This is a genomic window from Bradyrhizobium sp. SZCCHNR1051, from assembly GCF_032489615.1.
Lineage (GTDB): Bacteria > Pseudomonadota > Alphaproteobacteria > Rhizobiales > Xanthobacteraceae > Bradyrhizobium.
Genome location: NZ_JAUEYJ010000019.1, coordinates 1 through 26002 on the forward strand (window position 1 = coordinate 1; position 26002 = coordinate 26002).

25 protein-coding genes are annotated in these 26002 nt (G+C 64.6%); 8 read left to right on the forward strand and 17 right to left on the reverse strand.

What is annotated here, in order from left to right:
- The 3 genes from QW868_RS22610 to QW868_RS22620 form a co-directional block, all read left to right on the forward strand.
- A partial coding sequence (locus QW868_RS22610) for an ATP-binding cassette domain-containing protein (RefSeq protein WP_316231547.1) occupies positions 1–494 on the forward strand: 494 nt, incomplete at its 5' end.
- A 59-nt stretch (positions 495–553) separates the two neighbouring features.
- Positions 554–844 carry a hypothetical protein gene (locus QW868_RS22615; RefSeq protein ID WP_315775487.1) on the forward strand — a complete coding sequence of 97 codons (291 nt, stop codon included), beginning with the start codon at positions 554–556 and terminating at the stop codon, positions 842–844.
- Between the two features lie 441 nt (positions 845–1285).
- The gene (locus tag QW868_RS22620) at positions 1286–1573 is read left to right on the forward strand and encodes a hypothetical protein (RefSeq protein WP_315775486.1); all 288 of its coding nucleotides are present in this window, start codon (positions 1286–1288) and stop codon (positions 1571–1573) included.
- A gap of 742 nt (positions 1574–2315) precedes the next feature.
- Here QW868_RS22620 and QW868_RS22625 read toward each other — a convergent pair.
- The 5 genes from QW868_RS22625 to QW868_RS22645 form a co-directional block, all read right to left on the reverse strand.
- Entirely contained in the window at positions 2316–3122 is an 807-nt protein-coding gene (locus tag QW868_RS22625; protein WP_316231548.1) for a DsbA family protein, read from the reverse strand.
- A gap of 88 nt (positions 3123–3210) precedes the next feature.
- Positions 3211–5742, reverse strand: coding sequence for a hypothetical protein (locus QW868_RS22630; protein WP_316231549.1), 2532 nt, complete (start codon positions 5740–5742; stop codon positions 3211–3213).
- Positions 5739–6923: a hypothetical protein gene (locus QW868_RS22635; RefSeq protein ID WP_315813407.1), complete on the reverse strand. Its 1185-nt coding sequence runs from the start codon at positions 6921–6923 to the stop codon at positions 5739–5741. The genes QW868_RS22630 and QW868_RS22635 overlap by 4 nt, the downstream gene beginning before the upstream one ends.
- A 1176-nt stretch (positions 6924–8099) precedes the next feature.
- On the reverse strand, positions 8100–8939 hold the full coding sequence (locus QW868_RS22640) for an NlpC/P60 family protein (protein WP_316231550.1): 840 nt from the start codon (positions 8937–8939) through the stop codon (positions 8100–8102).
- Positions 8932–10314 (reverse strand): leucyl aminopeptidase family protein, encoded by a 1383-nt coding sequence (locus QW868_RS22645; RefSeq protein WP_316231551.1) that lies wholly within the window; start codon positions 10312–10314, stop codon positions 8932–8934. The genes QW868_RS22640 and QW868_RS22645 overlap by 8 nt, the downstream gene beginning before the upstream one ends.
- Positions 10315–10507: 193 nt before the next feature.
- Here QW868_RS22645 and QW868_RS22650 point away from each other — a divergent pair, with 193 nt between their 5' ends.
- Positions 10508–11311: a tetratricopeptide repeat protein gene (locus tag QW868_RS22650; protein ID WP_316231552.1), complete on the forward strand. Its 804-nt coding sequence runs from the start codon at positions 10508–10510 to the stop codon at positions 11309–11311.
- A 9-nt stretch (positions 11312–11320) separates the two neighbouring features.
- On the opposite strand, the gene QW868_RS22655 is transcribed toward QW868_RS22650, so the two are convergent.
- The 10 genes from QW868_RS22655 to QW868_RS22700 all read right to left on the reverse strand — a co-directional run bounded on the left by QW868_RS22655 (position 11321) and on the right by QW868_RS22700 (position 21564).
- The gene (locus QW868_RS22655; RefSeq protein WP_316231553.1) at positions 11321–12562 is read right to left on the reverse strand and encodes a Zn-dependent hydrolase; all 1242 of its coding nucleotides are present in this window, start codon (positions 12560–12562) and stop codon (positions 11321–11323) included.
- Between the two features lie 84 nt (positions 12563–12646).
- Complete coding sequence (locus QW868_RS22660; protein WP_315775479.1) at positions 12647–13621, reverse strand: type II secretion system F family protein; 975 nt, start codon at positions 13619–13621, stop codon at positions 12647–12649.
- A gap of 8 nt (positions 13622–13629) precedes the next feature.
- Positions 13630–14604, reverse strand: coding sequence for a type II secretion system F family protein (locus QW868_RS22665; protein ID WP_316231554.1), 975 nt, complete (start codon positions 14602–14604; stop codon positions 13630–13632).
- Positions 14605–14615: 11 nt separating this feature from the next.
- Positions 14616–16079 carry a CpaF family protein gene (locus QW868_RS22670; RefSeq protein ID WP_315734626.1) on the reverse strand — a complete coding sequence of 488 codons (1464 nt, stop codon included), beginning with the start codon at positions 16077–16079 and terminating at the stop codon, positions 14616–14618.
- Positions 16080–16100: 21 nt separating this feature from the next.
- Positions 16101–17369, reverse strand: coding sequence for a CpaE family protein (locus QW868_RS22675; protein WP_315734624.1), 1269 nt, complete (start codon positions 17367–17369; stop codon positions 16101–16103).
- Positions 17366–18106: a CpaD family pilus assembly protein gene (locus QW868_RS22680; RefSeq protein WP_315734622.1), complete on the reverse strand. Its 741-nt coding sequence runs from the start codon at positions 18104–18106 to the stop codon at positions 17366–17368. The genes QW868_RS22675 and QW868_RS22680 overlap by 4 nt, the downstream gene beginning before the upstream one ends.
- A gap of 22 nt (positions 18107–18128) precedes the next feature.
- Positions 18129–19604: a type II and III secretion system protein family protein gene (locus QW868_RS22685; RefSeq protein WP_316231624.1), complete on the reverse strand. Its 1476-nt coding sequence runs from the start codon at positions 19602–19604 to the stop codon at positions 18129–18131.
- Between the two features lie 17 nt (positions 19605–19621).
- Positions 19622–20422 carry a Flp pilus assembly protein CpaB gene (gene cpaB, locus QW868_RS22690; RefSeq protein WP_315734619.1) on the reverse strand — a complete coding sequence of 267 codons (801 nt, stop codon included), beginning with the start codon at positions 20420–20422 and terminating at the stop codon, positions 19622–19624.
- 126 nt (positions 20423–20548) lie between these two features.
- Positions 20549–21073, reverse strand: a complete 525-nt coding sequence (locus tag QW868_RS22695) for a prepilin peptidase (RefSeq protein WP_315734617.1) — start codon at positions 21071–21073, stop codon at positions 20549–20551.
- A 326-nt stretch (positions 21074–21399) separates the two neighbouring features.
- A complete protein-coding gene (locus tag QW868_RS22700; RefSeq protein ID WP_231317342.1) occupies positions 21400–21564 on the reverse strand; it encodes a Flp family type IVb pilin in 165 nt (54 codons plus the stop codon).
- 452 nt (positions 21565–22016) lie between these two features.
- Between QW868_RS22700 and QW868_RS22705 the strand changes: the two genes are divergently transcribed.
- The 4 genes from QW868_RS22705 to QW868_RS22720 all read left to right on the forward strand — a co-directional run bounded on the left by QW868_RS22705 (position 22017) and on the right by QW868_RS22720 (position 24993).
- The gene (locus QW868_RS22705; RefSeq protein ID WP_316231555.1) at positions 22017–22844 is read left to right on the forward strand and encodes a sterol desaturase family protein; all 828 of its coding nucleotides are present in this window, start codon (positions 22017–22019) and stop codon (positions 22842–22844) included.
- Positions 22845–22979: 135 nt separating this feature from the next.
- The gene (locus tag QW868_RS22710; protein WP_315734613.1) at positions 22980–23480 is read left to right on the forward strand and encodes a pilus assembly protein N-terminal domain-containing protein; all 501 of its coding nucleotides are present in this window, start codon (positions 22980–22982) and stop codon (positions 23478–23480) included.
- Positions 23481–23804: 324 nt separating this feature from the next.
- Positions 23805–24350, forward strand: a complete 546-nt coding sequence (locus QW868_RS22715) for a TadE/TadG family type IV pilus assembly protein (RefSeq protein WP_315734610.1) — start codon at positions 23805–23807, stop codon at positions 24348–24350.
- An 82-nt stretch (positions 24351–24432) separates the two neighbouring features.
- Positions 24433–24993: a TadE/TadG family type IV pilus assembly protein gene (locus QW868_RS22720; protein ID WP_315753431.1), complete on the forward strand. Its 561-nt coding sequence runs from the start codon at positions 24433–24435 to the stop codon at positions 24991–24993.
- Between the two features lie 201 nt (positions 24994–25194).
- On the opposite strand, the gene QW868_RS22725 is transcribed toward QW868_RS22720, so the two are convergent.
- Both QW868_RS22725 and infA read right to left on the reverse strand, forming a co-directional pair.
- The gene (locus QW868_RS22725; RefSeq protein WP_006612155.1) at positions 25195–25407 is read right to left on the reverse strand and encodes a cold-shock protein; all 213 of its coding nucleotides are present in this window, start codon (positions 25405–25407) and stop codon (positions 25195–25197) included.
- A gap of 301 nt (positions 25408–25708) precedes the next feature.
- On the reverse strand, positions 25709–25999 hold the full coding sequence (gene infA, locus QW868_RS22730) for a translation initiation factor IF-1 (protein ID WP_315734606.1): 291 nt from the start codon (positions 25997–25999) through the stop codon (positions 25709–25711).
- Positions 26000–26002 lie beyond the last annotated feature (3 nt).

Consider the following 26002-nt stretch of genomic DNA (forward strand, 5'->3'; position numbering starts at 1 on the left):
TGTCGGTCGGCGACATCATCGCCGAGGGACTGAGCGTGCATCAGCCGAAACTGACGGATGAGGAGCGCGAGGCCAAGGTCGTCAAGGCGCTCAAGGAGGTCGGGCTCGATCCGGAGACGCGCTTCCGCTATCCGCACGAATTCTCCGGCGGCCAGCGCCAGCGCATCTCGGTGGCCCGCGCGGTCGTGCTCGAGCCGAGCTTCGTCGTGCTGGACGAGCCGACCTCGGCGCTCGACATGCTGTTCCAGTCGCAGATGGTCGATCTCCTGCGCGATCTGCAGCGCAAGCGCGAGCTGACCTACATGTTCATCTCGCACGATCTGCGCGTGGTCGCCGCCCTCGCCTCCCATCTGATCGTGATGCGCAACGGCAAGGTCGTGGAGGAGGGGCCGGCGGTCGAGCTGTTCAAGGCGCCGAAGACCGACTACACCCACGCGCTGTTCGCAGCGGCGTTCAGGAACGAGACGGCGGGGAATGGGACGGCGACGAGCTAGATGTCGCTTGTCGGCAGCCACTCTGTTGCAACTGATGGCGCGAATCCGGAGAGCGTGCCGTGACTGATGCTCCAGGACGTCCAGAATGGATTTCTGGAACCACGCATAAGGATTGGCTGCGTGACGGCTATCGCGTCACCGAAGAACAATGGGCTGATCTCGATTGGAATCGCGCCTGGGTCGATATGGGTCCGTCGCCGGCAGGCAACCTTGGCCCCTACTGGCACGTCCCGCTCAAGAGCGGAGAGACCGTGCACCGGCTCTATCCGAGGCTGCCCTCGAAATGGCGTCGTTTGGTGCAGCAGGCCATCGTCGAGTTGAGCGCATCGGGAAAGAGCGAGCGGCCTTAGGAAACGCACTTGCGAACGTCGACAAAGCTGCTGGGGGATCACCTCTGGTCAGTTCAGGTCATCGGTCGTACCGTGGAGCCGATCAATGGGTCCGGAATGGGCCAAGACGAATTTGATACATTCGCGCGTCTCCAACCTGCATCGGCGCGATCCTGCGATCGAGAGAGGCCGAAGCAAACGGAAGCAATAGGAATGTCCGGCAGGGACACGGTTCGTTGGACCAAGGGATATACGCAATCCGAGCTCGACAGGGCGCAACGTCGATTTGGGTTGGTCTTTCCTCCCGATTTGATGGCGCTTCTGAGACGAAGGCGGCCGACGAATGGACACGACTGGACGGACGATCGTGCGATAAGACGAGCGCTTGAATGGCCGTTTGAAAGTCTTCGTCACTCTGTCGAGAACGGACAATTGTGGTGGTCGGAATGGGGAAGGCTACCTTTGACCGCACGCGCCCGGGAAGAGGCGCTTCGGGAAATCGTGTCCCGGGCGCCAAAACTAATTCCGTTGATTGCTCACCGATATTTGCCTGAGCAGCCGCATGAGTCAGGTAACCCGGTCTTTTCGATCTACGGCGTCGACGCCATCTACTATGGTGCCAATCTGAACGACTATTTCGAACGAGAGTTCACGGGCTGGAGCAGCAAACCCTGGCCTCCGCAAGTCAAGCACATTCCGTTTTGGTCCGACCTCGTCGAGCGATTTGCGCAGGACACAAACACATCGTGATTCCGTCAGTGTAGCTCAGCGCGTTTGCGGGCCACGAGGACCCTATCGTTCGCCCCCGTGGCATGGAAAATGATTTCCCGACGGGCCGTGTCTGCGAAAGCCCGTCCAGCCCCTCCTGAAAAAATATTTCTGTTTCTTATTTTCGGAAACCGTGCATGCTCCGCCCCGTCCTGCCCCACGAGAGGGACGTACGCGTCGTCAGCGATTGCCCGAGCGGGGTGCCGTAGCGCTCCGATTGCTGGAGCGCGAGGCAGACCGACTTCACGCGAGGCGCAACGCCGCGCCATCAACCGACTGCGCCAATCAGCGCCATCAGGATCGACACCTCATGACCGCACAACCGCCATTCTGCAAAGCTGCTCGTCGTGCCCGCCGCTCATCGACCGGCCCGGTGGAATGCGCCCAAACGTCCATCTGTCGTCGTCAATCCGCCGACAATTGATCGCTTGCCACGCCATCCACCGCTCATTCACCCGCCGCGCCATCGTCGCGAAGCTCGCTGCACCATTTCGAGCTCAATCAGCCGGCTCGCCTGCAGCGCTCAAGTCCCCATAGAGCCTGCCGCACCAGTCCTGCCCACCATGCGCGGTTTCCTCCTTTGGAGGCTTTCGGACGCCGGCCGCCCGAATATGCGCGCCGTCAATCATGCTGCCGGCATCCGAAGCCCTTCACAGCAGCGGACTCGCGCGCTGCACAAATCGAGACCTCGGGCGTCGATGCATATCTTCGCTATCGGAGCGTACTACTGGCGAGCCTGCTGAATTCTGGCCTTCAGCGTGGCAAGTCCGACCGCGCCGACAATGACATTGCCGCCGATGACATAGCTCGGCGTCCCGTTCAATCCCAATTTCTGCGCAAGATTGCCGCTCTCATCGAGGCTTTGGCGCACCTCCACGCTGTCCATGTCCTTTTCAAGCTGAGCAACGTCGAGACCGATCGTCTGCGCGATGGCCAACGCGCGCGCCTTGTCGGCGGGTCCGCTGCTTTGGAGAAGTCGCTGATGAAAGTCGAGGTATTTCGCGCCCGTCGGGTCTTGCATGCGTACCGCTACCGCGACGCGCGCCGCCTCCAGCGAACCGGGGCCGAGGATCGGAAATTCCTTGAGCACGATCTTGAGCTTGGGGTCGCTCTTCAACAATTCGAGTATATCGCCGAGCGCACGCTTGCAGTAGCCGCAGCTGTAATCGAAGAACTCGACCAGGGTGACATCACCCCGCGGGTTGCCGAGCGTGACCTGGTGCGCTGACGCGAACAAGGCCGGCGCATTTTGCTTCACCAGTGCAGTCTTGTCGGAACCGGGCGCCGCCGCCGGCGTCGCGGCTTGCCGCTTCTTGATCAGGTCGGAGATGGCCTGTTGCACGGCCTCGGGGTGCTTGGCGAGGTAGTCCTTCACGACCTGCTCGATTTCTTCGGGATGGGTCGCTATATAGTCCTTGACGATCGCCTCGATGTCGCTGCGCGAACTCTCCGCTCGGCCGGGCTGCACGCAAAGCAAAGACAGCGTGAAGACGGCAGCCGCCGTGGCAACGCTACGGATCAAATTGGTCATCGGTCATCCTCCATATGGCTGCCGACTTCCGCAGTTGGCGTGTAGTAATGATTTGCGAATTCGTGTCCTCGCAGCATCGCTGCTTCCTTCATCGTCGCGGCATCATCATGCCGGGCGGGGGGACCGGTCTGAACCCCGGCATGCGCGGCGCAAATCGGCCGGTCGGCCGGCAGCGCGCGCCAAGCGGCCCCGGAATCCAACCGGGGGGGCAGACGATCGGGCGACCGACATCCGGCGCCCGCCGGTCCCGCGTCACCCCCGGCTTGCGTGCCACGCACACGCCGTCGGCATTGCGCCGCTCACCAGGTTGGCACGTCGTCGGCAGCTTCGGAATCACGGGGACGACCGTGGTGGACTTCTTCTCGATCTTCTTGGAGCACTGGCTTCGATCCTTTGGGTCGACCGGGGCCGCGCAGCACTCGCCGCTCGTCGTCAGATTCGCGGGCGCGCAGCATTTGCTATTCGCAGTCGGCAAGAAGCCCGAGGCGCAACACTGTGAAAGTCTCGGCAGCCAGTGCAGCGGTATGCATAGCGTGCCGTCGGGGCTCGCAATCTGGCCGGCCGGGCAGCACTGTCCCTTCGACGTCGCCTGGCTCTTGAGACAGCACTTGCCGGCGATCTTGACATAGTCGGGCGCACAGCAGCTCGGGCATTTCCAGTCCGGAATTTTCGGCTTCAACGGATCGCACACGCCGTTCACCACGGTCGTCCCGCAGCAAAGTTGTTGGCCAATCGGGCCGGAATAGATCTGGCTGTTCTCGCAGCATTCATTGTTCGGGCCGATCGCCGTCTGGTTGACGCCGCACATCGGCTTGGCGATATCAGTCGACGGATTGTTGTTCGAACAGATGCCCCCCGGCTGCAGGTCTTTGGGCGAGCAGCATTGGCCATTGACCAGAACATTGGGCGGGGCGCAGCTCGACGCGCAACTCTTGGTCTTGATGATCCAGATCTGATTGGGCGGACAAACCGATCCGTCCGAACCGCAGACATGGGTCTTGCAGGTCTGCAGACCCGGTGGCTTCGGCATGCCGGCGGGAGGCGGCGCGCCGGCTGGACGCGGCGCCAGCCGTATCTGTGCGGCTTCCCTCGTACACGCGCGCAAGATGGCGATATCTCCCATGTGCCCGCGAGCTGATAGATCGGGCGGCGCGTCGGCATAGTCGATGAAGTAACTGAGCAGCGGTGGCTCATCGCCGCGGCGGATGCGCCAGATCGGATTCCCCTGCAGTCCGTCGATCGCAAGCGCGTCGTTCTGGCCGAGTTGAGCCACGAGCTTGGGATCGGTGGCGTGGCGCAATTGTTCGCCGGTGGTCCAGACGAAGCCGCCGCAGGAGGCCGGATTCATGGTCCCGCCCATGTCGTAGCTGTAGCCGATCGCGACGCCGCCATTGCCATTGCGGAAACGTTCGGGGAATCCCACCGCATATTCGTCCGGCAAGGGCTGCCAGATCGGCTGCTTGATCTCAGTGACACCGATCAGCGTATAGCGCAGCACGCGGCCGATCGACGGCGCGGACAAGGCCTCGAAATCCTGCGCCCCGGTCGGCGCTGGCCGCTCGGCCAAAAACATCCGTCCCTCATCGTCGAAAGTAATCCTGGAGATCTCGGTGGGGCCGGCGGCGGACGGCGCGACGACTTCGATTCTGGCGTCCGCACCGAACGAGCCGTTCGCGTTGAGCCCGACCGACCACACCCGCAAGCCCTCGGCGACCGCGTAGTAGAGCCGGCGGTCGCGAATGGCGAGGCCGAACACTCGCCGATCCGGTGCCGCGTAGCCCCAGGTCTCGGGCTGCGCGCTGTCGAATTGAGGATTCGTAATATCGACGCCTGGCCCGGCCGGCGCCGGCGTCGTCGGAAGTCCCGCGGCTGCGTTGCCGGCGACGCCGTGATCATAGACACCGAGGTCGACGCCGTTCGGGCCGAAGCGATGGATCAGCCCGGTCTCACGGTCGGCGACGAACAGAGACTTGGTCGCCGGATCATAGGCCAATCCCCCGAGCGCCGCGCCCGAATTGGCCTTGTCGCCCGTGGTGACATTCGCGAACAGCGTCACCGCGCCGGTGGCGCCATTGATCTTCCAGATCGATCCCGGGCCGCCGCCCGGACCCCATTGTGCCGGCATGAAGGTCGCGCCGCTAGTCCCGAGCCTGACATGTTGCGGTCGACCTTCAGGTCCCGGCGCGACGATCGAGAGACCATAGGCGGATGTCGCCGCGACGTAAATGTTGGCGGGGGAACTGTCGTCCAGAGCGACGCCAAACACCTGCCCGATCGACTTCGCGCTGACGGTGAACGGCTTCGGCGCACCGACCAATTGCGCCTGGGGCGGACCGCCCATGCGTCTTAGATCGACGATGCGCAGCGACGGCCCTCCAGGATCGATGATGGTCCGAACGTCGGGATCCTGACCGGGCTCGATCTCGAACGGGCGAATAGCCCCGGAGAATCCGGTGACTGCAGCATCGCCGGGGGTGTAAACGCCGGGCGGCGTTTGCGCCGACGCGGGCCCCCCGAGTGCGAGAGGCAGGATCAGCAGCCAGGCGAGGCGCCGCATCGCACGGACGGCGGCTGTCAAGGACGTCTGTCGGCCAAGCTCGATCATGTCGGTCCGCCTCATTTCGGCTGCTTGGGCCGTGGCTCGCAGGAGCCGGTCTTGACGTTGGGCACGGTGTCCGGCGGGCAACATTCTCCACAATTGGTCATCTGCGCGGGATTGCAGCAGCTCCCGTCAAAGGCCATTCCCTGGCTCTTGTCGGAGCAGGGCGTGACACAGGGGCTGTTCTTGTCGCCGCCGAGTCTTGTCTGTCCGGCCGGGCAGGCCGCGGGCGGACACATGCCGTAGGGCGCAAAGCCGAAAGCCGCCACCTGGTTGGTGTCGTCGCACAGGCACTCGGAGAGCCCGTCCGACTTCAACGCGCCGGGATGGGTGTCCTTCGGGCAATCGCACGAGAACACGTACTTGCTATCGCCGGATCCGGGGTTGGGGACCTGTTGCCAGTGCGGCACCATCGGTTTCGGACAGGTGCAGTAACTGCTCCCTGTGTGGCAGGCATAGGCGCCGGGATCCGTGACCACCAGCGTCCCGTCGCCGGTTTCCACCATGCCCACGCCATATCGATCGTATTGATCCTGATAGACGCCTTTGCTGGAAGGGCTGAAGATCGAGCCGGGGCCGCCGATGCCTTGACATTCCGGGTACCTCCACCACTCCATGTAATGTACTTTTTCGCACGTCGCGTTGATCGCGGCGCATGTGGCTTGAACAGGCGGAAGGACCTCGCAATCGCCGCAGGACTGCATGCCAAGCTTTTCCTGCCCCCAGCACAGCGCCTCCTGAAGACATGAGCCGACTTCGGAACCCAATCCAACGGTGCTCTGCTCGCTCTTGCAGGCGCATTTCACGACGTCTGCGGCCGCGCCAACGGCTGCGAGCTCCTTGGAAAGATCGCCGAGAACATTTTCTGCGATCGCGTTGCCAAAGATCGTGTTCAGCTTGCTGACGACTTGGTCGGCGTTGCCCTGCGCCTCTGCGCAGAATTGATTGACCAGGGCTTGCCCTTTCCCCGTGTCCGACCCTGACAAGGCGACGCCGCTGAGTGCTGCGGTCAGTGCAATCGCTGCGTAGCGGCTTGCGTCATTCTCATAGACCGACTTGCACACATATGCGGCGGACAGCGTCCCGATAAAGGCATCCGCGATGTCTTCTGGACTGCAGCCCGCCCGCGCCGGCGACGCCAGCAGAATCATCGCGGCGACGATGGCCGCTCCTTGAACCCGCCAGCGTCCTGCGCGCCCCATGATCCGCCCCTCTGTCGCATCAACGTGGCCGTTCTTCTTAATGTTGCCGTTCTTCTCAATTCCAGCCTTGCGCTAGATCAACAGAGGCGACGGCAGCCGCGCCATCAGCCGACTGCGCCAACCAGCGCCATCAGGATCGACACCTCATGACCGCACAACCGCCATTCTGCAAAGCTGTTCGTCGTGCCCGCCGCTCATCGACCGGCCACGGTGGAATGCGCCTCCGCACCAGTCCTGCCCACCATGCGCGGGTTCCCCCCTTGGAGGCTTTCGGACGCCGGCCGCCCGAATATGCCGCGACGTCAATCATGCGGCCGGCATCCGAAACCCTTCACAGAAGCGGCAATCGTCTGCCGGGCACCAATCTGTCGCTATACTCTCGAGATCGGGCGAATTACCAAAAGCGCCGGCAGTCAGAATCTCAGATCTCTTGGGCTGCGGCGAGAACCCACGCGATTGCGGGTGATTTGGCCGACGGGCGCGGTCCGCTTCCGCCTGTCCAGTCCTCTCGCGAAAAATATTCATCTTTCTTTTTTTCGGAAATCGTGCATGCTCCGCCTCGTCCTGCCCCACGAGAGGGACGTACGCGTCGTCACGGACGTCGGGTGCGGGATGCGATGGCCGCGATGATGTTGCAGTGTGCATTCGCGCACCGACGAACGGTGTCATGCGGACGGCGAAGTCGTGTGGTCCTGGCGCCCCGATGCTGGCGTCAAGGTCGCGGGAGCCGATGAGGCCTGCGGCCGACAGGGGCAAGAAAGCCGGTCCCTGGGGAGATCACGAAGTAAGTCGCAAAACATCGCGCAGGGAAGGCCGGATGTTCGGCCCGTACCTGTGGTGACTACCGCGTGCTTGTTGCACGCAACCACGGGTGCGGTCGGCACCCGGCCTTCCCTGCGCCCTCTCATGTTTTCGAGGGCGGATGATTGCAGCAGGACTCGGACCGATGCGGCCGCGAGAATGCGGATGCTTGCCCTGCTGTTTGGCGCGGCCTGTTGCTGTTTGATAGGTATATCGGACTCTTGCGCCGCTCTCTCCGCGTCATTGCGAGCGCAGCGAAGCAATCCAGAGTCGTGGGCGGGACTCTGGATTGCTTCGCTTACGCTCGCAATGACGGAGGAGGGAGCCTGCGTCTCAAAACCTCATCGGGAGGACGCGCCAGCGCGATGAGGCGAGTCAATCCAGCCGCTTGATCGCGAGCACATCGCTCCCGCTCGCCTTGATACGGGCAATCGCTTCGCCGATCGGCTCGATCTGCGTGGCCATATGAAACGCGTTGGCGTGGACGATCGTGTCAGCATCGCGCACGATGGCGACGTGGCCCCTCCAGAACATCAGATCGCCGCGGCGAAGCGGCTCTCCCCCGTCGAGCAAGCGCCCCAGCGCGGCGAGCTGCATGTCGCTGTCGCGCGGGCACGGCACACCCGCAGCATTCAACGACACCTGCACCAGGCCGGAGCAGTCGATGCCGAGGCTGCTCTTGCCGCCCCACAGATAGGGCGTGCCGACGAAGCGTTCGGCGACCGCGACATAATCGGGCTCGATGGCACCGAGCAGCGCCACGTGCGGCTTCGGCACGAACCAGCCATCGGCCGTCACGGCGAAGCTCGCGTCCTCGCGCGCGACCGCGATGGTCGAGCCCATCACCAGCGTCGCGACCGGCGGCAGTTTGATCGACGGTCCGGGGAACGCGAAGCTGCGCACGGCGCTGATCTTGTGCGTCGGCGCCGCAGCGGGCGCCGCCAGCGCGGCCTCCGGCAGCCAGCCGACATAGCCGTCGGTCGCGAGCTGGCCCCAGGCCCAGCCCTCGCCGTTGCGATCATAGATCGTGACGCGCTCGCCCCTCAGCGCTTGCGTCGCCAGCTCGGCGGCGGAGAACGGCTGCTGGCGTAGCGGCGCGATGGAATCGACGACCACCAGCATCTCGCCCTCGACGAAGCGCGCGGCCGTGACCTGGCCTTCGAGACGCTTCGCAGCGATGTCGCCGCGCGCAGGCGTGAGGCGCGGATCAGCCATAGCGCTCGCTCAGGAGCTTGTAGAGCGCACGCGCCGCCTGGCATTCGCCGCCCTCGGGCCGGCCCGGCTTGGCGGACGGCGTCCAGGCGAAGATGTCGAGATGCAGCCAGCTCTTCGCGTGCTCGACGAAGCGCTGCAGGAAAAGCGCGCAGGTGATCGAGCCGGCGAAGCCGCCCGAGGGCGCGTTGTTGATGGTCGCGACCTTGGAGTCGAGCCACGAGTCGTAGGGCGCCCACAGCGGCATGCGCCACAGCGGATCGTTCTCGGCGGCAGCGCAGCGCGCGACGTCGGCGGCGAGCGCCTCGTCCTGGGTGTAGAATGGCGGCAAATCGGGACCGAGCGCGACGCGCGCCGCGCCGGTCAGCGTGCCCATGTCGATCAGCAGGTCGGGCTTGTCCTCGTCGGCCAGCGCCAGCGCGTCAGCCAGGACCAGCCGGCCCTCGGCATCGGTGTTGCCGATCTCGACCGTGATGCCCTTGCGCGAGGGAAACACGTCGAGCGGACGGAAGGCGTTGCCGGCGACCGCGTTCTCGACCGCTGGAATCAGCAGGCGCAGATGCAGCTTGAGCTTGGCATCCATCACCATCTGCGCCAGCGCCAGCACGTTGGCGGCGCCGCCCATGTCCTTCTTCATCAGGAGCATGCTGCTCGACGGCTTCAGGTCGAGCCCGCCGGTGTCGAAGCAGACGCCCTTGCCGACCAGGGTCACCTTGGGATGTGATGGATCGCCCCAGACGAGCTCGATCAGGCGCGGCGCGCGGGTCGAGGCGCGGCCGACGGCATGGATCAGCGGATGGTTCGCTTGCAGCAGGTCGTCGCCGACGATGCTGGTGAAGCGGGCGCCGAAGCGGTCGGCGAGCTGCTTTGCAGCGGCCTCGAGCTCCTCGGGCCCCATGTCGTTGGACGGCGTGTTGACGAGGTCGCGCGCCAATGTCGCCGCGTCGGCAAGTCGGTTCAGCTCGGCGGCGTCGACGCCATCCGGCGGAACGAGGCGAACCTCCGGCGTCTCGGTCTTGCGGTAGCGGCCGAAGCGGTAGCTGCCGAGCGCGAAGGCGAGCGCCGCCAGCCGCGCATCATGGGGAGCATTGGCAAAGCGGTAGGTGCCCGCAGGCAGCAGGCCGGGCAGGGCGCCGGGCCGGAACAGATCGCGGTGCCCGGCGTCGTCGTCCTCGATGCCGAACAGGACCTGCGCGATGCGGCCGTCGGCGGCTGGCAGCGCCAGATAGCTGCCGGGCTTGGCGGTGTAGACGTTGGCCTCGGCGAAGTTGCGTGCTTCAGTGGACAAGCCCTCCTTGATCCCCGGCCAGCTCGCCTTCGTTACGAAGGTGATCGGGATGGCGGACGTTGTGGAGGCGGTCTCGAACATCGACGGCATGCCTAATGGTTCCCTAACTGGCGCGCGGCAGCCAGACTTCGCAGAGTTTGGAGGCCGCTGCAATCGCGCCGGCCGCATCGCCTGCAAGCCGACGCAAATGTGACGGCTGCGCCTGGAACACGCCATTAACCGGCTGTTAGCGTTAACAGTTTATTGCTGGTGCGTTCAATTCGCTCGTTCGAGTCCAAGTGACATGCGTCAAGCGCCTCCCATTCCCCGGCTCCTCGCGTCCGTTGCCCTCGCCGCGCTTGTCGCTGCGGGCCTCGGCGGCTGCCAGACCATGTCCGACGTCACGGGCTCGCTGCGCAGCCGGGCCGAGCCGCCGCCGCCCGCGACCCCGCAGCGCGCGGTCGAGGTCTATGGCGAGCGCTACCGCGCCAACCCGAAGGATGCCGCCATCGCGCTCGCCTATGGCCAGGCGCTGCGCAACAACGGCCAGCGCGAGCAGGCGGTCGCCGTGCTCGAGCAGGCCACGCTCGCCAACGCCGGCAACAAGACCGTGCTCGCGGCCTACGGACGGGCACTCGCCGACAACGGCAATTTCAAGCTGGCGTTCGACGTGCTGTCGCGCGCGCACTCGCCCGACAATCCCGACTGGAAGCTGCTGTCGGTGCAGGGCACCGTCTTGGACCAGATGGGCCGCCACGACGAGGCGCGGCGCTATTACGACAGCGCGCTGAAGATCGTGCCGGGCGAGCCCTCGGTGCTGTCCAATCTCGGCCTGTCCTACATGCTGACGCGAGAGCTCCCGAAGGCCGAGGAGGTGCTGCGCCAGGCCTACGGCTCGCAGCGGGCGGACGCGCGGGTGCGCCAGAACCTCGCGCTCGTCGTCGGCCTGCAGGGACGCTTCGCGGAGGCCGAGCAGATCGCACGGGCCGATCTGCCGCCGGACGAGGCCGCCGCCAACGTCGCCTATCTCAAGCAGATGATTCAGGGGCAGAGCCAGGGCAAGGCGCGCAACGCGGCGCCGATGGCCGCGCTCAACCCGCCGGACTGACGGCGTGCCCTATCGCGTCGCGCCTGTGAGCAGGCGGCGGCATGTGTCGACGAACACGTCGGCGCCGGTGACGATGTCGGCATCGGAGGTGTTCTCGGTCCAGTGATGGCTGATGCCGCCGATCGACGGCACGAACAGCATGCCCGCCGGCATGATGGTGGCCAGCACCTGCGCGTCGTGTCCGGCGCCGCTCGGCATCCGCAGCGACTTGCCGCCGGCAAGATCGCGGCTGGCGGCCTCGACCGCATCCTGGAACGTGCCGTCCATCATGGCCGGCGCGCCGGTACGAATACGCTCGACGGCGACATGGCAGGGACCTGCGTCTGACGCCTGCGCAGCCATCTCACGCAGCAGCTGTTCGAGCCGGTCGACCACGGCGGCATTGTCGTCGCGGATCTGGAACAGCATCTCGGCCTGGCCGGGGATGATGCTCGGTGCGCCCGGATCGAGCGTGATGCGTCCCGTGGTCCACACCGTGCGCGGGCCGCAGGCGGCCGGAAAGCGCGCATCGATCGCGACACAGAACTTGGCGAGCGCGAGCCCGGCATCCTTGCGCACCGCCATCCGCGTCGTGCCGGCATGGTTCTGCTCGCCGGTGAAGGTGATGCGGTATTGCCAGATGCCGACGATCGAGGTGACGACACCGATCTTGAGCCCGCTCGCCTCGAGCGTGTCGCCCTGCTCGATATGAGCTTCGAGATAGCCGATATGTCGGCCGCGCTCGGCCTGCAGGCGCGGCCGTCCGGCGAGGCCCATCTCGGCAAGCGCCTCCCGCATCGTGCGCGGGCTGCTGCGGTCGCGGGCAGCATCGATTTCGGCCTCGCTGACGTCGCCGACATAGGACCGGCTGCCGAGCATGCTGCCGAAGTGGCCCTCCTCGTCGCACCAGGAGGCGACCTCCACCGCACCGTTGATGGACGGGTCTGGATTGAGCACGCGCGCCGCCTCCAGCGCGTAGACGACGCCGAGCGGGCCGTCGAGCCAGCCGGCCTGGTTCTGGCTCTCCAGATGCGAGCCCGCCAGCAGCTTGCGTCCCGGCTTGGCGCTGGTGCCGAGCACATTGCCGATGCCGTCGATATCAGGCGTCAGCTGCGCGTCGGGCAGGCGCTCGGCGAGCCAGGCCAGCGACTGCCGGTGGGCGTTGGAGAAGGTCGGCCGGTGCACGCCGGTCTTGTAGGTGCCGAAGGCACGCAGCGCGTTCAGATCGGCCAGAACGCGGGCGCCATCGGCGCGGCGGAGCTTGTCGGACATCAGGCGGAGACCTCGATCATGCTCCGCCTAGCTTCCAGGGTAGAGCCGCGACCGCAAGCGAAATTTCTCGCGAGCGGTCTACGTCTACTGCATGGCCGCGACCTTGATGCCGGTCGGTCCCAAAATGACCACGAACAGCACCGGCAGGAAGAACAGGATCATCGGCACCGTCAGCTTCGGCGGCAGCGCGGCCGCCTTCTTCTCGGCCTCGTTCATGCGCATGTCGCGATTTTCCTGCGCCATCACGCGCAGCGACTGTCCAAGCGGCGTGCCGTATCGCTCCGATTGCTGGAGCGCGAGACAGACCGACTTCACGCCCTCCAGGCCGGTGCGGCGGGCGAGGTTCTCATAGGCGACCTTGCGGTCCTGCAGGTAGGAGAGCTCCGCGGTGGTCAGCGTGAACTCCTCCGACAACGCGATCGACTGGCTCGAGATCTCGATCGCCACCCGGCGGAAGGCGGCCTCGATCGACATGCCGGACTCGATGCAGATCAGCAGCAGGTCGAGCGCGTCGGGAAAGGCGCGCTTGATCGACAACTGGCGCTTGGAGATCGCATTGCTGAGGAACAGCATCGGCGCCTGCAGTCCGAGATAGGCCATGCCGACGCAGATGCCGATCTTGACCGGCATCGACTTCTGCAGATGCGCGATCACGAAGACGTACAGCACGGAGCCGACGAACAGCACCAGCGGCGTCACCATGCGCGCGAACAGGAAAGTGATGTAGGGCGCCTGGCCGCGGTAGCCCGCCATGATGAGCTTCTCGCGGGCCGCTTCCTGGGCGAGCCATTTGGTGAGGTTGAAATCCTCCACGACACGAGAGATGAGCTGCTTCGGCGTCTGCCGCAGCGAGACCTTCTCGCCGGCGTTCAACCGCTCGCGCTCACGCTGCTTGATCCGCTCGCGTTCGCTGGCGACCGCCTTCATGCGCTTGTTCAGGTTTTCGCCCGCGAACAGCGGCATGATCAACGTATAGACGGTGGCCGTCGCCGCGATGGCGGCGAAGAACATCGTCATGAAGTGCGGGTCGTGCAGCTTGGTGACCAGAAAGTCGACCATGGTCCACCTCAGAAATCGAAGTTGATCATCTTCTTCATGACCAGGATGCCCATCGACATCCAGATCACGCAGCCGACCAGCATCAGCTGGCCGGTCGGATGGGTCCAGAGCAGCGAGATGTAGTCGGGCGTGCTCAGATAGACCAGCAGCATCACGATCGGCGGCAGCGATCCGATGATGCCCGCGGAGGCCTTGGCTTCCATCGACATCGCCTGGATCTTCTCGCTCATCTTCTTGCGGTCGCGCAGCACCTTCGAGAGGTTGCCGAGAGCCTCGGAGAGGTTGCCGCCCGACTTCTGCTGGATCGCGATGACGATGCCGAAGAAGTTGGCTTCCGGCAGCGGCATACGCTCATACAGCCGCGCACAGGCCTCGCCGAGTGGCATGCCGATCGCCTGGGTCTCGATGATCGCGAGGAACTCGCTGCGCAAGGGCTCCGGCGCATCGGCGGCGACGACCTTGATCGATTCGAACAGCGGCAGGCCCGCCTTGATGCCGCGCACGATCACGTCGACGGCGTCCGGCAATGCCGCCAGGAATTTCTTCTCGCGCCGCTTCTTGAGGTAGCCGAGGATCCAGCGCGGCAAACCGAGACCTGCAGCGAAGCCGAGCCCGAGCGCGCCGAGCGGGCCGCCACCGGCGAAGAAGGCGACCGCGCAGACGACGAAGCCGAGGACGCCGGAAACGATCCAGAACTTCTGCACGGTCCAGTCGAGCCCAGCCTGCGAAATCCGCATATTCAGCGGGACTTTGCTCAGCTTCTGGGCCTTCGCCTCGAGATCCTTCAGCGACGACTCGACCTGCTCGCGGCGCGAGCGCTGACTGCGTTCGGCCTGGCGGACCACCGGCTCGGACTTGGCGACGGTGCTGCGCCGCTGCTCGGCCTTCCGCTCACCCGACAGCAGGGGATAAAGGAACACCCAGGCGATGCCGCCGATGGCGGTGGCGGCGAGGAAGGCAAGGGCGAGAGCCTGAAGCTTCATGGGGTCTCTCCTCAGTCCTTGCTCGCGACTTCGGCGGCGTCGAGTGCAGCCGCAAGCCGCTTCTCTTCGCCGTAGTAGCGCGCACGCTCCCAGAACCGCGGCCGACCGATTCCGGTCGAGCGGTGGCGCCCGATGATCTTGCCGTTCGCGTCCTCGCCGATCATGTCGTAGAGGAAGATGTCCTGGGTGATGATGGTGTCGCCTTCCATGCCCATCACCTCGGTGATGTGCGTGATGCGGCGGGAGCCGTCGCGCAGGCGCGCCGCCTGGACGATGACGTCGATCGAAGCGCAGATCATCTCACGGATGGTCCGCGACGGCAGCGAGAAGCCGCCCATCGTGATCATGGATTCGCAGCGGGACAAGGCTTCGCGCGGGTTGTTGGCGTGCAGCGTGCCCATCGATCCGTCGTGACCGGTGTTCATGGCCTGCAGCAGGTCGAAGGCCTCGGGTCCGCGGACCTCGCCGACGATGATGCGTTCGGGTCGCATACGCAGGCAGTTTCTCACCAGCTCGCGCATCGTCACCTGGCCTTCGCCTTCGATGTTGGGCGGCCGGGTTTCGAGGCGCACCACGTGTGGCTGCTGCAGCTGGAGCTCGGCGGCGTCCTCGCAGGTAATGACGCGCTCGTCGTGATCGATGTAATTGGTCAGACAGTTCAACAGCGTGGTCTTGCCCGAACCGGTACCGCCGGAGATCAGCACGTTGCAGCGGACGCGGCCGATGATCTGCAGGATCTCCGCGCCCTCCGGCGAGATCGCGCCGAACTTGACCAGCTGATCGAGCGTCAGCTTGTCCTTCTTGAACTTACGAATGGTGAGCGCGGGGCCGTCGATCGCAAGCGGCGGAACGATGGCGTTGACGCGCGAGCCGTCGGCGAGACGCGCGTCGCAGATCGGCGAGGATTCGTCGACACGGCGGCCGACCTGGCTGACGATGCGCTGGCAGATGTTCAGGAGCTGCTGGTTGTCGCGGAACCGGATGCCCGTGCGCTGGATCTTGCCGTTGACTTCGATAAAGACCGTACCGGCGCCGTTGACCATGATGTCGGCGATGTCGTCGCGCGACAGCAGCGGCTCCAGCGGGCCATAGCCGAGCACGTCGTTGCAGATATCGTCGAGCAGCTCTTCCTGCTCGGCGATCGACATCACGATATTCTTGATCGCGATGATCTCATTGACGATGTCGCGGATTTCCTCGCGCGCGGATTCGCCGTCGAGCTTGGCCAGCTGAGCGAGATCGATCGCTTCGATCAGCGCCCCGAAGATCGTCGCCTTGACCTGATAGTAACTGTCAGAACGCCGGGCCTCGACAACCGGTGGCGGCGGCGGCGGAGCCTGCCGGGTCGGAGCCAGAGGTGGCGACGGCACGGCCGGAGACGCCGCGCGTGGTGCTGCCGGCGCCGGCTCGGGCGCTGGCGCGGCCGGCCTGAGGGTCCTGGTATCGTTGTCCAATCCGCTACGCTTACCAAACACGACTTAGAACTCCACGCGTGCCTACTTCGCCCTCAGCTTGTCCAGCAGAGGCGACAGGAAGGAGCCTTTCGGCTTCTTGGTCTCGCTGCGGCCGGTGAGCCGCTGCGCAATCTGGAGAAACATCTCCGTCGTCCGATGACTGGGAGACATTTCCGCAATCATCTGGCCGTTGTTGGCGGCGGCGCCGAAGATCTGCGGCTCGAACGGGATCGTCGCGATCGGCGGGCTTTCGATCGCCTTGGCGAACTCGCTCGCATTGATCTCGGGCCGCTTGGGAACGCCGACCTGGTTCAGGCAGTAGAGCGGCATGCGATCGTTCGGCCGGGCGGCCTTGAGGAGATCGAACATGTTCTTGGTGTTGCGCAGCGAGGCGAGATCCGGCGCCGCCACGATCAGGATGTCGTCCGCGGAGATCAGCGCCCGCTTGGTCCAGCCTGCCCATTGATGCGGAACGTCGAGCACGATGCAGGGCATCGAGGCCCGCAGCGTGTCGAAGACCGCATCGAATGCCTCGGCGCCGAAATCGTAGACCCGGTCGAGCGTCGCGGGCGCGGCCAGCAGGCTCAGATGATCGGTGCATTTCGACAACAGCCGGTCCATGAAGGCGATGTCGATCCGGTCGGGCGAGAACACCGCGTCCGCGATGCCCTGCGCGGGATCCTGGTTGTAGTCGAGGCCGGCGGTGCCGAACGCCAAATCAAGGTCGGCCACGACGGAATCCATCGACAGGTTGCGCGCGATCGCCCAGGCGATGTTATGGGCGAGGGTCGAAGCTCCGACGCCACCCTTGGCGCCGACGACGGCAATGATGCGCCCGACGGCCTTGGCCTCTGGCGCCGAGAACAGGTTGCAGATCGAGCGGACGACGTCGATCGGCGTCACCGGCGACAGCACATAGTCGCTGACGCCGCGCCGCACCAGCTCGCGATACAGCGTGACGTCGTTGACGCGGCCGATCACGACGACGCGCGTGCCCGGGTCGCAAACCGTGGCGAGCTGATCCAGGCCTGCCAGGATGTCGGTGCGCGCATCCGTCTCCAGGATGATGACGTTCGGGGTCGGTGCCGACCGGTAGGCCTCGATCGCCGCCGCCATGCCGCCCATCTGAACCTTCAGATGCGCCTTGCCGAGGCGCCGGTCCTCACCGGCGGCCTGAACCGTCGCGGCGGTTTCCACCGTCTCACAGAACGCCTGCACGGACACGCGCGGCGCGGGCGCGATGTGATCGTCGGCCGGCGGCGGCACGACGTCAGGCTGCTCCTCTTGGGTCTGTCGGGCGTAGCTGATCATTTGCCTGTGTCGCTGAGTTTGGCCTTGTCGGCCTCTGGATACGTGATCGCGGTTGATTGTCCCTTGCGATATTTGTCGAACAACGCCGTGCGCCGGGTGGTATAGGACGGCGTTTCGGATCGCGGCTGCACGAGATCAGACGGGTTTGCGACCATTGCCGCCATGTTGCGCTGGTAGGCGCAGCCGTAGTTCCAGTCAGGCTTGTTGTCGAACCAGTTCTTGTTCTTGATCGACGGCCCGAGGTCGTCCGGCCAGACGCCGCAGGGCCCGACCGTGGCCGACATTTTAGGATAGCTCAGCCGGATCGCGGCCATCTGGCGCGGGTCCTTCGGCTGATAATTGCGTACGGTGATGCCGTGCGGCGGAACGCCGGCGGCGGCAAGCAGGGAGTGGATCTCCCGCATCGAGTCGGCGGCCGCCCGTGCATTGGGGGTGCCGCTCGGCACGTCGGCGCTGATCGCGCCCGTGCCTTGGCGAATCCAGCCCTGGGCCAGTCCCATCACGTCGGCGCGCTGCTCGGCGGTCAGGCCGCCACGGCCCTGGCCGACGAAGACCACCAGGGAGTCCGGGGCCTCCTGGATCGCAATCGGGTGGCGCAGCCGGTAGTCGTCCGGGATGCTCGCCGTGGTGGCAGCGTCTCTGGTGTAGTTGCAGGCGCCGAGCAGGGCTGCGGCTCCGGCGAGCGCTGCGGCAAGGGGCAGGCGGCGGTATCGAGCGGGGCTGGATGTGATGGTCATCGTTGCAGGTCCTTGTCCCGGCTCAGTCCGTGATGAAGCCATAGGTGCCGCGATAGTTGCGTCCGGGTTCGGCCCGGCCGGGTACGCCGTAGATGCGGTTGATGCTGCCCAGGAGATCGGCCTGGGGGTCGGACGCGGCCGCGAAGCCGTCGTCAGGGCGGGAGAGATCCTTCTGTGCCACGGCGCGGACGACGAACGGCGTCACCAGAACCATCAGTTCGGTCTGGTTGTTGACGTAGTCGCGGCTGCGGAACAGCGCGCCGAGGACCGGCAGCTGCATCAGGCCCGGCATGCCGCTGATCGCCTGCTTGGTCTGCTGCTGGATCAGGCCGGCCATCGCCATGGCGCCGCCGGAGGGAATTTCCAGCGTGGTCTCGGCACGCCGGGTCTTGATCGAAGGAACCGTCAACGAGTTGACCGTCGTCGAGCTGACGGCTTGCGACAGCGTGATCGAGTTCTCGTTTGAGAGCTCCGAGACCTCGGTCATCACCCGCATCGAGATCCGGCCCTCGCTGAGCACGACGGGCGTGAAGTTGAGCGAGATGCCGAACTTCTTGAAGCTGATCTGCGTCGTACAGACATGGGTCGTCGGATCGCAGGAGTAGCCGGCAGGAACCGGAAACTCGCCGCCGGCGATGAAGGTCGCGGACTCGCCCGAGATGGCGGTCAGATTGGGTTCCGCGAGGGTACGGATCACGCCCGCGTTCTCCATCGCGCGCAGCGTCGCCTGCACCGTCGGGGCCGCTCCGAACGCTGCGCTCACGGCATTGTTCGAGACCAGATTGCTGCCATAGGCCGTGAACGGATTGGAGTTGGCGAATTTGACGACGGCTGTTCCATAGTTGAGCTGGCCGGAGAGATCGATGCCGAGCTGCTTGACGATCGAGCGCTGCACCTCGGCGACCGTCACCTTCAGCATGACCTGGTCGCGGCCGCGCACGGTGATCGAGTTGACGACCTTGTCGGCGCCGCCGGCGAGCCGGGCGGCGAGTTCGCCGGCCTGCTGGGCTTCGATCTGGCTCGACGCCGAGCCGGTCAGCACGATGCTGTCGGCGAGGCCTTCGATCTGGATATCGGTATTCGGCAGCAACTGCTTCAGCGCCGCCCGCGCGCCGTTCAGGTCGCGCTTGACCGCGATGTCGTAGGCCGCGATCTGCTGGCCCTGCGCGTCGAAGAAGACGATATTGGTCTGGCCGATCGCCGCACCAATGATGTAGGCGCGCTGGGCGGAGCGCACGACGGCATTCGCGATCTTCGGATCGGCGACGAGAACGTCCTTGATGTCGCGCGGCAGATCGATGACGACGGACTTGCCGATGCCGAGCGCAAGGAAGCGTGCATTGATCTGGCCGTCCGCGGCGGCTGCGGTCGCCGGGCGGTAGTCTGCCGCGATCACCGGTGCGATCGCCGGATTGAGGGTCAGCGCAGCGGCGGCCGAAAACGACAGCGCGCGGACCAACAGGGTCCGCATCTTCCGCTGATTTTCGCTGCAGGTCATCTTGGTGGTCCTCTTGCTCACTTCTGCGTCGTCATCGTGCTGGGAATGCCGAAGCGGACGACGGCAACGCTGTCGCTGCGCTTGCGGCTGGTCTCGTCCGTGCGGTGCTCGGCCACGTTGACGTCGGCGATGCTGCGGAGCGCCAGGGACAGCGTTCCGGTTTGACGGGCACGCGCGAGCGTCTCGGCCTGTTCCGGCTTCAGCTCCAGCGTGACGGTCTTGCCGACCACCGTGGTCTGGCCGTCCTTTTCCTTCGGAGCCTGATCGATCGCCAGCACGCGGATGTTCGACAGGATGATATCGGAGCTGACGACGTCGCCCGCGTTGGGCTGATCCGGATTGCGCTCGCGCTTGGACAGGATCACGTCGACGCGGTCGTTCGGCAGGATGAAGCCGCCGGCGCCGGTCTCCGGAGAAATCTCGGTGGAAACGGCGCGCATGCCGGCCGGCAGGATCGCGGCCATGAAGCCCGAGCCGTCGGCCTTGACGAGCTTCTGTTCGCGGATGGGCTCGCCGGCAATGAACGGCGCCCGCGCGATCGTGCCGGTGATCTGCGTCTGTCCTTCGGGCCGCTCGCTGCGCCGGATGAAGCTGGAGCTGGCCGTGGCCGCCGGCCAGCTCTGCCACTGCAGATCTTCGGGCTTGAGCGATTGGCCGAGGGCGATGTCGCCCTTGGCGACGAGAACGTCGACGGTGGGCATCTGCGGCGCGGGCGCGGCAACTTGAGCCGGCCGGTCGTCGGACCCGCTCGCGAGATATGCGGCCACGCCGCCAGCGCCTACAGCGATGGTCAGAACCACAATGCGTGCGGTATTCATACGCTTCACTTTCCACATGACGCCGCGACGTTTCCGCCGCCGTGATGGGAGTTGAGCAGTTATTCGTCAAAGCATGGTTAATGAGGCGTATCTAAATCGCCTTAACACCGCGTTGACACGGTGCTTTCAGAGCAATGCAAGACGCGCAGCGTCGATCGCCTTCACCCAATCGGTCTCTGGATAAACCATCAGAGCGCCCAGGGCGAGCGCGATGCCATAGGGCACGCCGCTCTCCTTGGCGTGCAGGCGTGCAAGCCAGGGTTGCCCCGCCAGCATGTAGGGCAACGGCCATTGCCGGAACTGCATGAGGGCGAGAGTGAGCACGCCGCCGAAGATCGAGGCGTACAACAAGTAGTTCATCAGGTGGGCGAAGCCGAACCACAGCGCGGCGGCGGATGCGACCTTGGCGTCACCGCCGCCGATCCAGCCGAATGCAAAGCAGGTGAAAGCAATCACCAGCAGGGTCGCGCCGGCGCCGAGGTGCATGAGCATGTCAGCCATGCTCATGCCGCTCAGCGGCGCCAGAACCAGAAAGCCGGCGACGAGCGCAAGGGAGACCCGGTTCGAAATGGTCATCGTGAACAAATCGCTCGCCGCGGCAAAGGCCATCAGGGCCGGAAACAGCAGAAGGCGCGCGAGATCGAGGGTCATGGGCTCTCAATGGCATCGACGCGGCGCGTGGGTGCGCCGCTGCGCCAGAGTCTAGCTGCAAGAAATAAACGATCGGGAAACAGCCGGAATGGCCGGTTGGCTGTCGATCTCACCAGACGCTGACGATGCGGGCCGCGAGAGCGAGGATGGACACGCCGAGGCCGCCGCAGATCCAACGCAAGGCGACGTCGGCCGCCCTGGGCGGGGGCCGGGACGCGGCTGCGGACAAAACGTGGTTACGCATCACTGAACGCCGCGAAGCTGAATGTGGAAATGATAAAGGCCCCGGATGTCCGGGGCCTTCTTTGCTCGGCCGTGACGACCGCTTACTTCAGCGAGGTGTTGATCGCGCCGAACTTGGAGCTCAGGCTGGAGCCGAGACCGTTCACCGCGGCAATGATCGCGAGCGAGATGCCGGCGGCGATCAGACCGTATTCGATCGCGGTCGCGCCGGATTCATCCTTCACGAAGCGAGCAAGAAGATTCTTCATAGGTAACTCCATGTACACGTGGCTGGTCGAACAAACTCTGGTCGTTGCGGCGTTCTCAGCACCGTGACCATGCGGCCACCCTAGGGGGCAGGAATTTCGGCGTAGTTAATTCGGTCGCCGAAACACGGCGACAAATGGCTGTTATTGTGCAGAGTAAACATAGGATGAAGCGCGGCGCGATCATTCGAAATGATGCATGGTCGCGCCGCGGTCGGTCTCGTTGAAAAGATGAGCGCAGGGTTTCGGCGATCATGCCCGACCGGTCCATCGCGGGGCCTGCTCCGCATTCCGCACTATATGCATATGGCCGTGTCGACCTGGCTGGCGGAGCATGTGGCTCGATGTCGATCGCGCTGGGCCGATAGGCAGAGCGGTTTTGCCGGCGCCGAGGTTCACGGCTCCTTAAGCGCCAAGGAGTACCCCTCGGAACAGTTCATGAGATGAGGAATGTGATGTCCGGTCTGCCATGGGAAGTCGCGCTGATGCTCGGCCAGACCATCGAGAAGGTGTTGCCGATCACCTTGGTGCTGGCGGTGGTGTTCTCGGTGCTCAGTCACTTCTGGGCCTGCAATCCCGGCAAGCCGTGGTGGCAGAAGCGCGAGCTCGTCACCGACGTGGTCTACTGGTTCTTCGTGCCGGTGTTCGCCCGGGTGCTCCGCATCGGCTTTCTCGTGCTCGGCGCCAGCGTTCTCTTCAAGATCCGCGACGCCGACGAGTTGATCGCCTTCTATGAGAACGGGCACGGCCCGCTGGCGCAGCTTCCCGAATGGCTGCAGGGGGTGCTCTTCCTCGTGGTCTCCGACTTCATGCTGTACTGGACGCATCGTCTGTTCCATGGCGGCGAGTTCTGGAAATACCACGCGGTTCACCACTCGTCGGAGGATCTGGAGTGGATTTCGGCTGCCCGCTTCCATCCGATCAACTTGATCCTGGGCACGATCGCGGTCGACGTCATCCTCTTGATGGCCGGCATCTCGCCCAATGTCATGATCTGGGTCGGACCATTCACTACGTTCCATTCGGCCTTCGTGCACGCCAATCTCAACTGGACGCTGGGCCCGCTGAAATATGTCCTCGCCACGCCCATCTTCCACCGCTGGCACCACACGTCGATGGAGCAGGGCGGCAATACCAACTTCGCCGGCACGTTCCCGATCTGGGACATCCTGTTCGGCACGTTCCGGATTCCGGCGGGGCAGTTGCCCATGGCCTACGGCAAGGACGAGGCGACGATGCCCGGTGAGTTCGGCGGCCAGCTCGCGTTTCCGTTCCGGCGATGAGGGGTTCTGCAACCGCCCCAGATCAAATGGCGACGTTTGCAGATCATTCACCAATTGAGCGCAGATTTGCCGCGTCGGGCGCCGTCACCGCTGCGTATCGCTTGAGACGGCTCGTCAATGTCCCGGGGTTTGAGTATGTCGTTCTGTGTGTCGCGTCGTCCTAGTGTTTCCTTCGCATTGCGGGCAGCTGTCGCCGCGGTGCTGCTGTGGCCGGCTGCCGCCTTGGCGGAGCCTGATCCCGCCATCGCCGTGAATGTCGACCAGGCCAAGCTGGTCAAGCTGCCCGACCGGGTCGCGACCCTCGTCGTCGGCAATCCGATGATTGCCGATGTGACGCTGCAGAGCGGCGGCATCATCGTCGTCACCGGCAAGAGCTATGGCGCCACCAACTTCATTGCGATGGATCGTGGCGGACAGGTGCTGATCGATCGCCAGATCCAGGTCGCCGGGCCCACCGACCAGCTCGTGACGGTGTATCGCGGCGTCGATCGTGAGACCTATAGCTGTATGCCGATCTGCCAGCGCCGGGTGACCTTGGGCGACGGCGACAACTACTTCAAATCGGTGCTCGACCAGGCTGGAACGATGTCCAGCACGGCGAGCGGTAACGCGGCGGCGGCCTCAAAGACCAACTGAGCGCTGGCCTTGCCACGCCTGCCCGGGTCGATGGCAGCGCCTGACCGCCTCTCCACGCGTGTCCGCGCCGACGATGCGGCGAGCCTTGCCGCTGGTGCTGCGGCTGGGTCGCCCGATTCGTTTGGTTTCTCGTTTGGTTTCGATGATCGGATCGGGCGGTGACGCGCTGTCTCGAAGGGCTGGCTGCGTGCGAACCCCCAAGCACGGTTAGCGGGACGTTGATGCGGCAGGCCATACTGTCCGCATCGTGGGAAACCCTTTCCCAAGGAGTTTCCGCTATTCCTTTCGCTCAGATTGATGTGCCTTTCCAGTCCGGATGAACCCATGCAAGCCCCCGTCTCCTCGACCGCTTCGATGCGCCGGATGCTGCGCCGCTTCCGACGCAACCGGCGGGCGTCGGCCGCGCTCGAATTCGCGCTGGTCGCGCCGGTCTTCTTCGCGCTGCTGTTCGCGATCATCGAAACGGCGCTGATGTTCTTTGCCGGCCAGGTGCTCGAGACGATCACGCAGGACTCGGCGCGCATGATCCTGACCGGACAGGCGCAACAGGGCGCCTATACGCAGGCGCAGTTCGCGAGCTACGTCTGCACCCAGGTTCCCGCGCTGTTCGACTGCAACAAGATCTATATCGACGTGAAGAGCTACTCCTCGTTCGGGAGCGTCTCGATCAGCAACCAGATCGACAACAGCGGCAACTTCGTCAACAACATGACCTACAGCCCGGGTGCCGCCGGAGACATCGTCGTCGTCAGGCTGTTCTATCAATGGCCGATCTTCGTGACGGGGCTCGGCTACAACATCGCCAACCTGAGCGGCAGCAAGCGGCTGCTGGTGGGCACGGCCGCATTCAAGAACGAGCCGTATTCATAACACGGCTCTCACGACAAGGCTCTCGCGAGCTCCTTCAGAGGGACACCAGGAATTCATCATGCCGTTGGGAAGAATGCCGGGTATGTCTTCGAGCCTGCGCCTGTGGCGTCGCATCGACGCCTTTGCCGCCGATCGACGCGGTGTCGCGGCCACCGAATTCGCATTCATCGTGCCGCTGATGCTGGTGATGTTCTTCGGCACGGTCGAATTCTGCTCGGCGATCGCCGTCGACCGCAAGGTCACCTTGATGGCGCGAACCCTGTCGGATCTGACATCGCAATCGACCTCGGTCGGCGATAGCGACATGTCGAACTTCTTCGCCGCCTCGACCGGCATCATGTACCCCTATTCCACCACGCCGGTGAATGCGACGATCACCGAGCTCTATGTCGATCCCACCACCAAGCAGGCGACGGTGAAGTGGAGCAAGGGGTCGACACCGCGAACCGTCGGCATGACGGTCGGCGTGCCGGCTGAATTGCTGGTGTCCGGCACCTATCTGATCTTCAGCGAGGTGAACTACCAGTACGTTCCGACGATCGGCTACGTCATGGGCAAGACCGGCGTCAATCTCAGCGACGTCGCCTATACCCGCCCGCGGCAGTCGACCTGTGTGATGTATAGTCCGGCGACCTACTGCTGAGGTGAGGGCTGCCGCAACCGAGCCCGCCCCCGGGGCCGCGGTCGCACGCGCCTGCGAACCGGCGCGACATGCGGTCTTTCGGGCGAGCAGAGCGCGACGATGGGCATTCAGGCAGCAAAAAGCAGGCAATAAAAAAGGCCGCGCAAGGCGGCCTTTCGTTGTCCAGGCGGGCAATCGCGCAGGCGATTACCCTGGCGTCGCTCAATTGGCGGCGCGGAGATTATCGGCCGACGACTTGCCCGAACGACGGTCCGCCACGATCTCGTAGGAGATCTTCTGGCCTTCGCGCAGCGTGCCGAGACCAGCGCGTTCGACGGCGCTGATGTGCACGAACACGTCGTTGCCGCCGTCATCCGGCTGAATGAAGCCATAGCCCTTGGTTGCGTTAAACCACTTCACGGTTCCCATGCTCACGGGGGTAGTTCCCTTCTCAGATATCAAATGCGTAACCCAGATTCCTGGGCTGGTTAGATCGAATTTTTGGAAGGGTCGTCAGCGTCTGAACCGGCTGTACCGGTAATAGCTAATCTCGTCCGGCCGAAAATCGATTGCGGGATATACTATTGGAAATGCCCGCGCAAAACAATCCTGAGCTGCGCGAGGGCGCATGATTTTTTGACGCGCCGGCTTGAGGCCGACGCGCTGAATTGTCGCTGATTGCGCAAGAGTTGATCAATTCGCTGGGTTGGGCGGAACCATTGCTCCGCCCAAGGCTCTAGCGCCGCCGGAACTGGCCGCCGCGCTGCGCTGCGCCACGCGGAGGTCCGCCGGTCGAGCTGGGGCGCTCGTCCTTGTGGCGGAAGATCAGCCGGCCCTTTTCCAGATCATAGGGCGACATCTCGACGGTCACGCGGTCTCCCGCGAGCGTCTTGATGCGATTCTTTTTCATCTTGCCGGCGGTGTAGGCGACGATTTCGTGCCCCGCATCGAGTTGTACCCGGTAGCGCGCGTCGGGAAGGATTTCGGTGACCAGCCCTTCGAACTGGATCAGCTCTTCCTTAGCCATGTC

What these genes read in the sequence shown, in the direction of transcription:
- QW868_RS22625 (WP_316231548.1), bottom strand. Translation starts at nt 3,122, where the DNA reads ATGACCAATTTGATCCGTAGCGTTGCCACGGCGGCTGCCGTCTTCACG.
- QW868_RS22630 (WP_316231549.1), bottom strand. Translation starts at nt 5,742, where the DNA reads ATGAGGCGGACCGACATGATCGAGCTTGGCCGACAGACGTCCTTGACA.
- QW868_RS22635 (WP_315813407.1), bottom strand. Translation starts at nt 6,923, where the DNA reads ATGGGGCGCGCAGGACGCTGGCGGGTTCAAGGAGCGGCCATCGTCGCC.
- QW868_RS22640 (WP_316231550.1), bottom strand. Translation starts at nt 8,939, where the DNA reads ATGGCTGATCCGCGCCTCACGCCTGCGCGCGGCGACATCGCTGCGAAG.
- QW868_RS22645 (WP_316231551.1), bottom strand. Translation starts at nt 10,314, where the DNA reads ATGCCGTCGATGTTCGAGACCGCCTCCACAACGTCCGCCATCCCGATC.
- QW868_RS22650 (WP_316231552.1), top strand. Translation starts at nt 10,508, where the DNA reads ATGCGTCAAGCGCCTCCCATTCCCCGGCTCCTCGCGTCCGTTGCCCTC.
- QW868_RS22655 (WP_316231553.1), bottom strand. Translation starts at nt 12,562, where the DNA reads ATGTCCGACAAGCTCCGCCGCGCCGATGGCGCCCGCGTTCTGGCCGAT.
- QW868_RS22660 (WP_315775479.1), bottom strand. Translation starts at nt 13,621, where the DNA reads ATGGTCGACTTTCTGGTCACCAAGCTGCACGACCCGCACTTCATGACG.
- QW868_RS22665 (WP_316231554.1), bottom strand. Translation starts at nt 14,604, where the DNA reads ATGAAGCTTCAGGCTCTCGCCCTTGCCTTCCTCGCCGCCACCGCCATC.
- QW868_RS22675 (WP_315734624.1), bottom strand. Translation starts at nt 17,369, where the DNA reads ATGATCAGCTACGCCCGACAGACCCAAGAGGAGCAGCCTGACGTCGTG.
- QW868_RS22680 (WP_315734622.1), bottom strand. Translation starts at nt 18,106, where the DNA reads ATGACCATCACATCCAGCCCCGCTCGATACCGCCGCCTGCCCCTTGCC.
- QW868_RS22685 (WP_316231624.1), bottom strand. Translation starts at nt 19,604, where the DNA reads ATGACCTGCAGCGAAAATCAGCGGAAGATGCGGACCCTGTTGGTCCGC.
- cpaB (WP_315734619.1), bottom strand. Translation starts at nt 20,422, where the DNA reads ATGAATACCGCACGCATTGTGGTTCTGACCATCGCTGTAGGCGCTGGC.
- QW868_RS22695 (WP_315734617.1), bottom strand. Translation starts at nt 21,073, where the DNA reads ATGACCCTCGATCTCGCGCGCCTTCTGCTGTTTCCGGCCCTGATGGCC.
- QW868_RS22700 (WP_231317342.1), bottom strand. Translation starts at nt 21,564, where the DNA reads ATGAAGAATCTTCTTGCTCGCTTCGTGAAGGATGAATCCGGCGCGACC.
- QW868_RS22705 (WP_316231555.1), top strand. Translation starts at nt 22,017, where the DNA reads ATGTCCGGTCTGCCATGGGAAGTCGCGCTGATGCTCGGCCAGACCATC.
- QW868_RS22710 (WP_315734613.1), top strand. Translation starts at nt 22,980, where the DNA reads ATGTCGTTCTGTGTGTCGCGTCGTCCTAGTGTTTCCTTCGCATTGCGG.
- QW868_RS22715 (WP_315734610.1), top strand. Translation starts at nt 23,805, where the DNA reads ATGCAAGCCCCCGTCTCCTCGACCGCTTCGATGCGCCGGATGCTGCGC.
- QW868_RS22720 (WP_315753431.1), top strand. Translation starts at nt 24,433, where the DNA reads ATGTCTTCGAGCCTGCGCCTGTGGCGTCGCATCGACGCCTTTGCCGCC.
- infA (WP_315734606.1), bottom strand. Translation starts at nt 25,999, where the DNA reads ATGGCTAAGGAAGAGCTGATCCAGTTCGAAGGGCTGGTCACCGAAATC.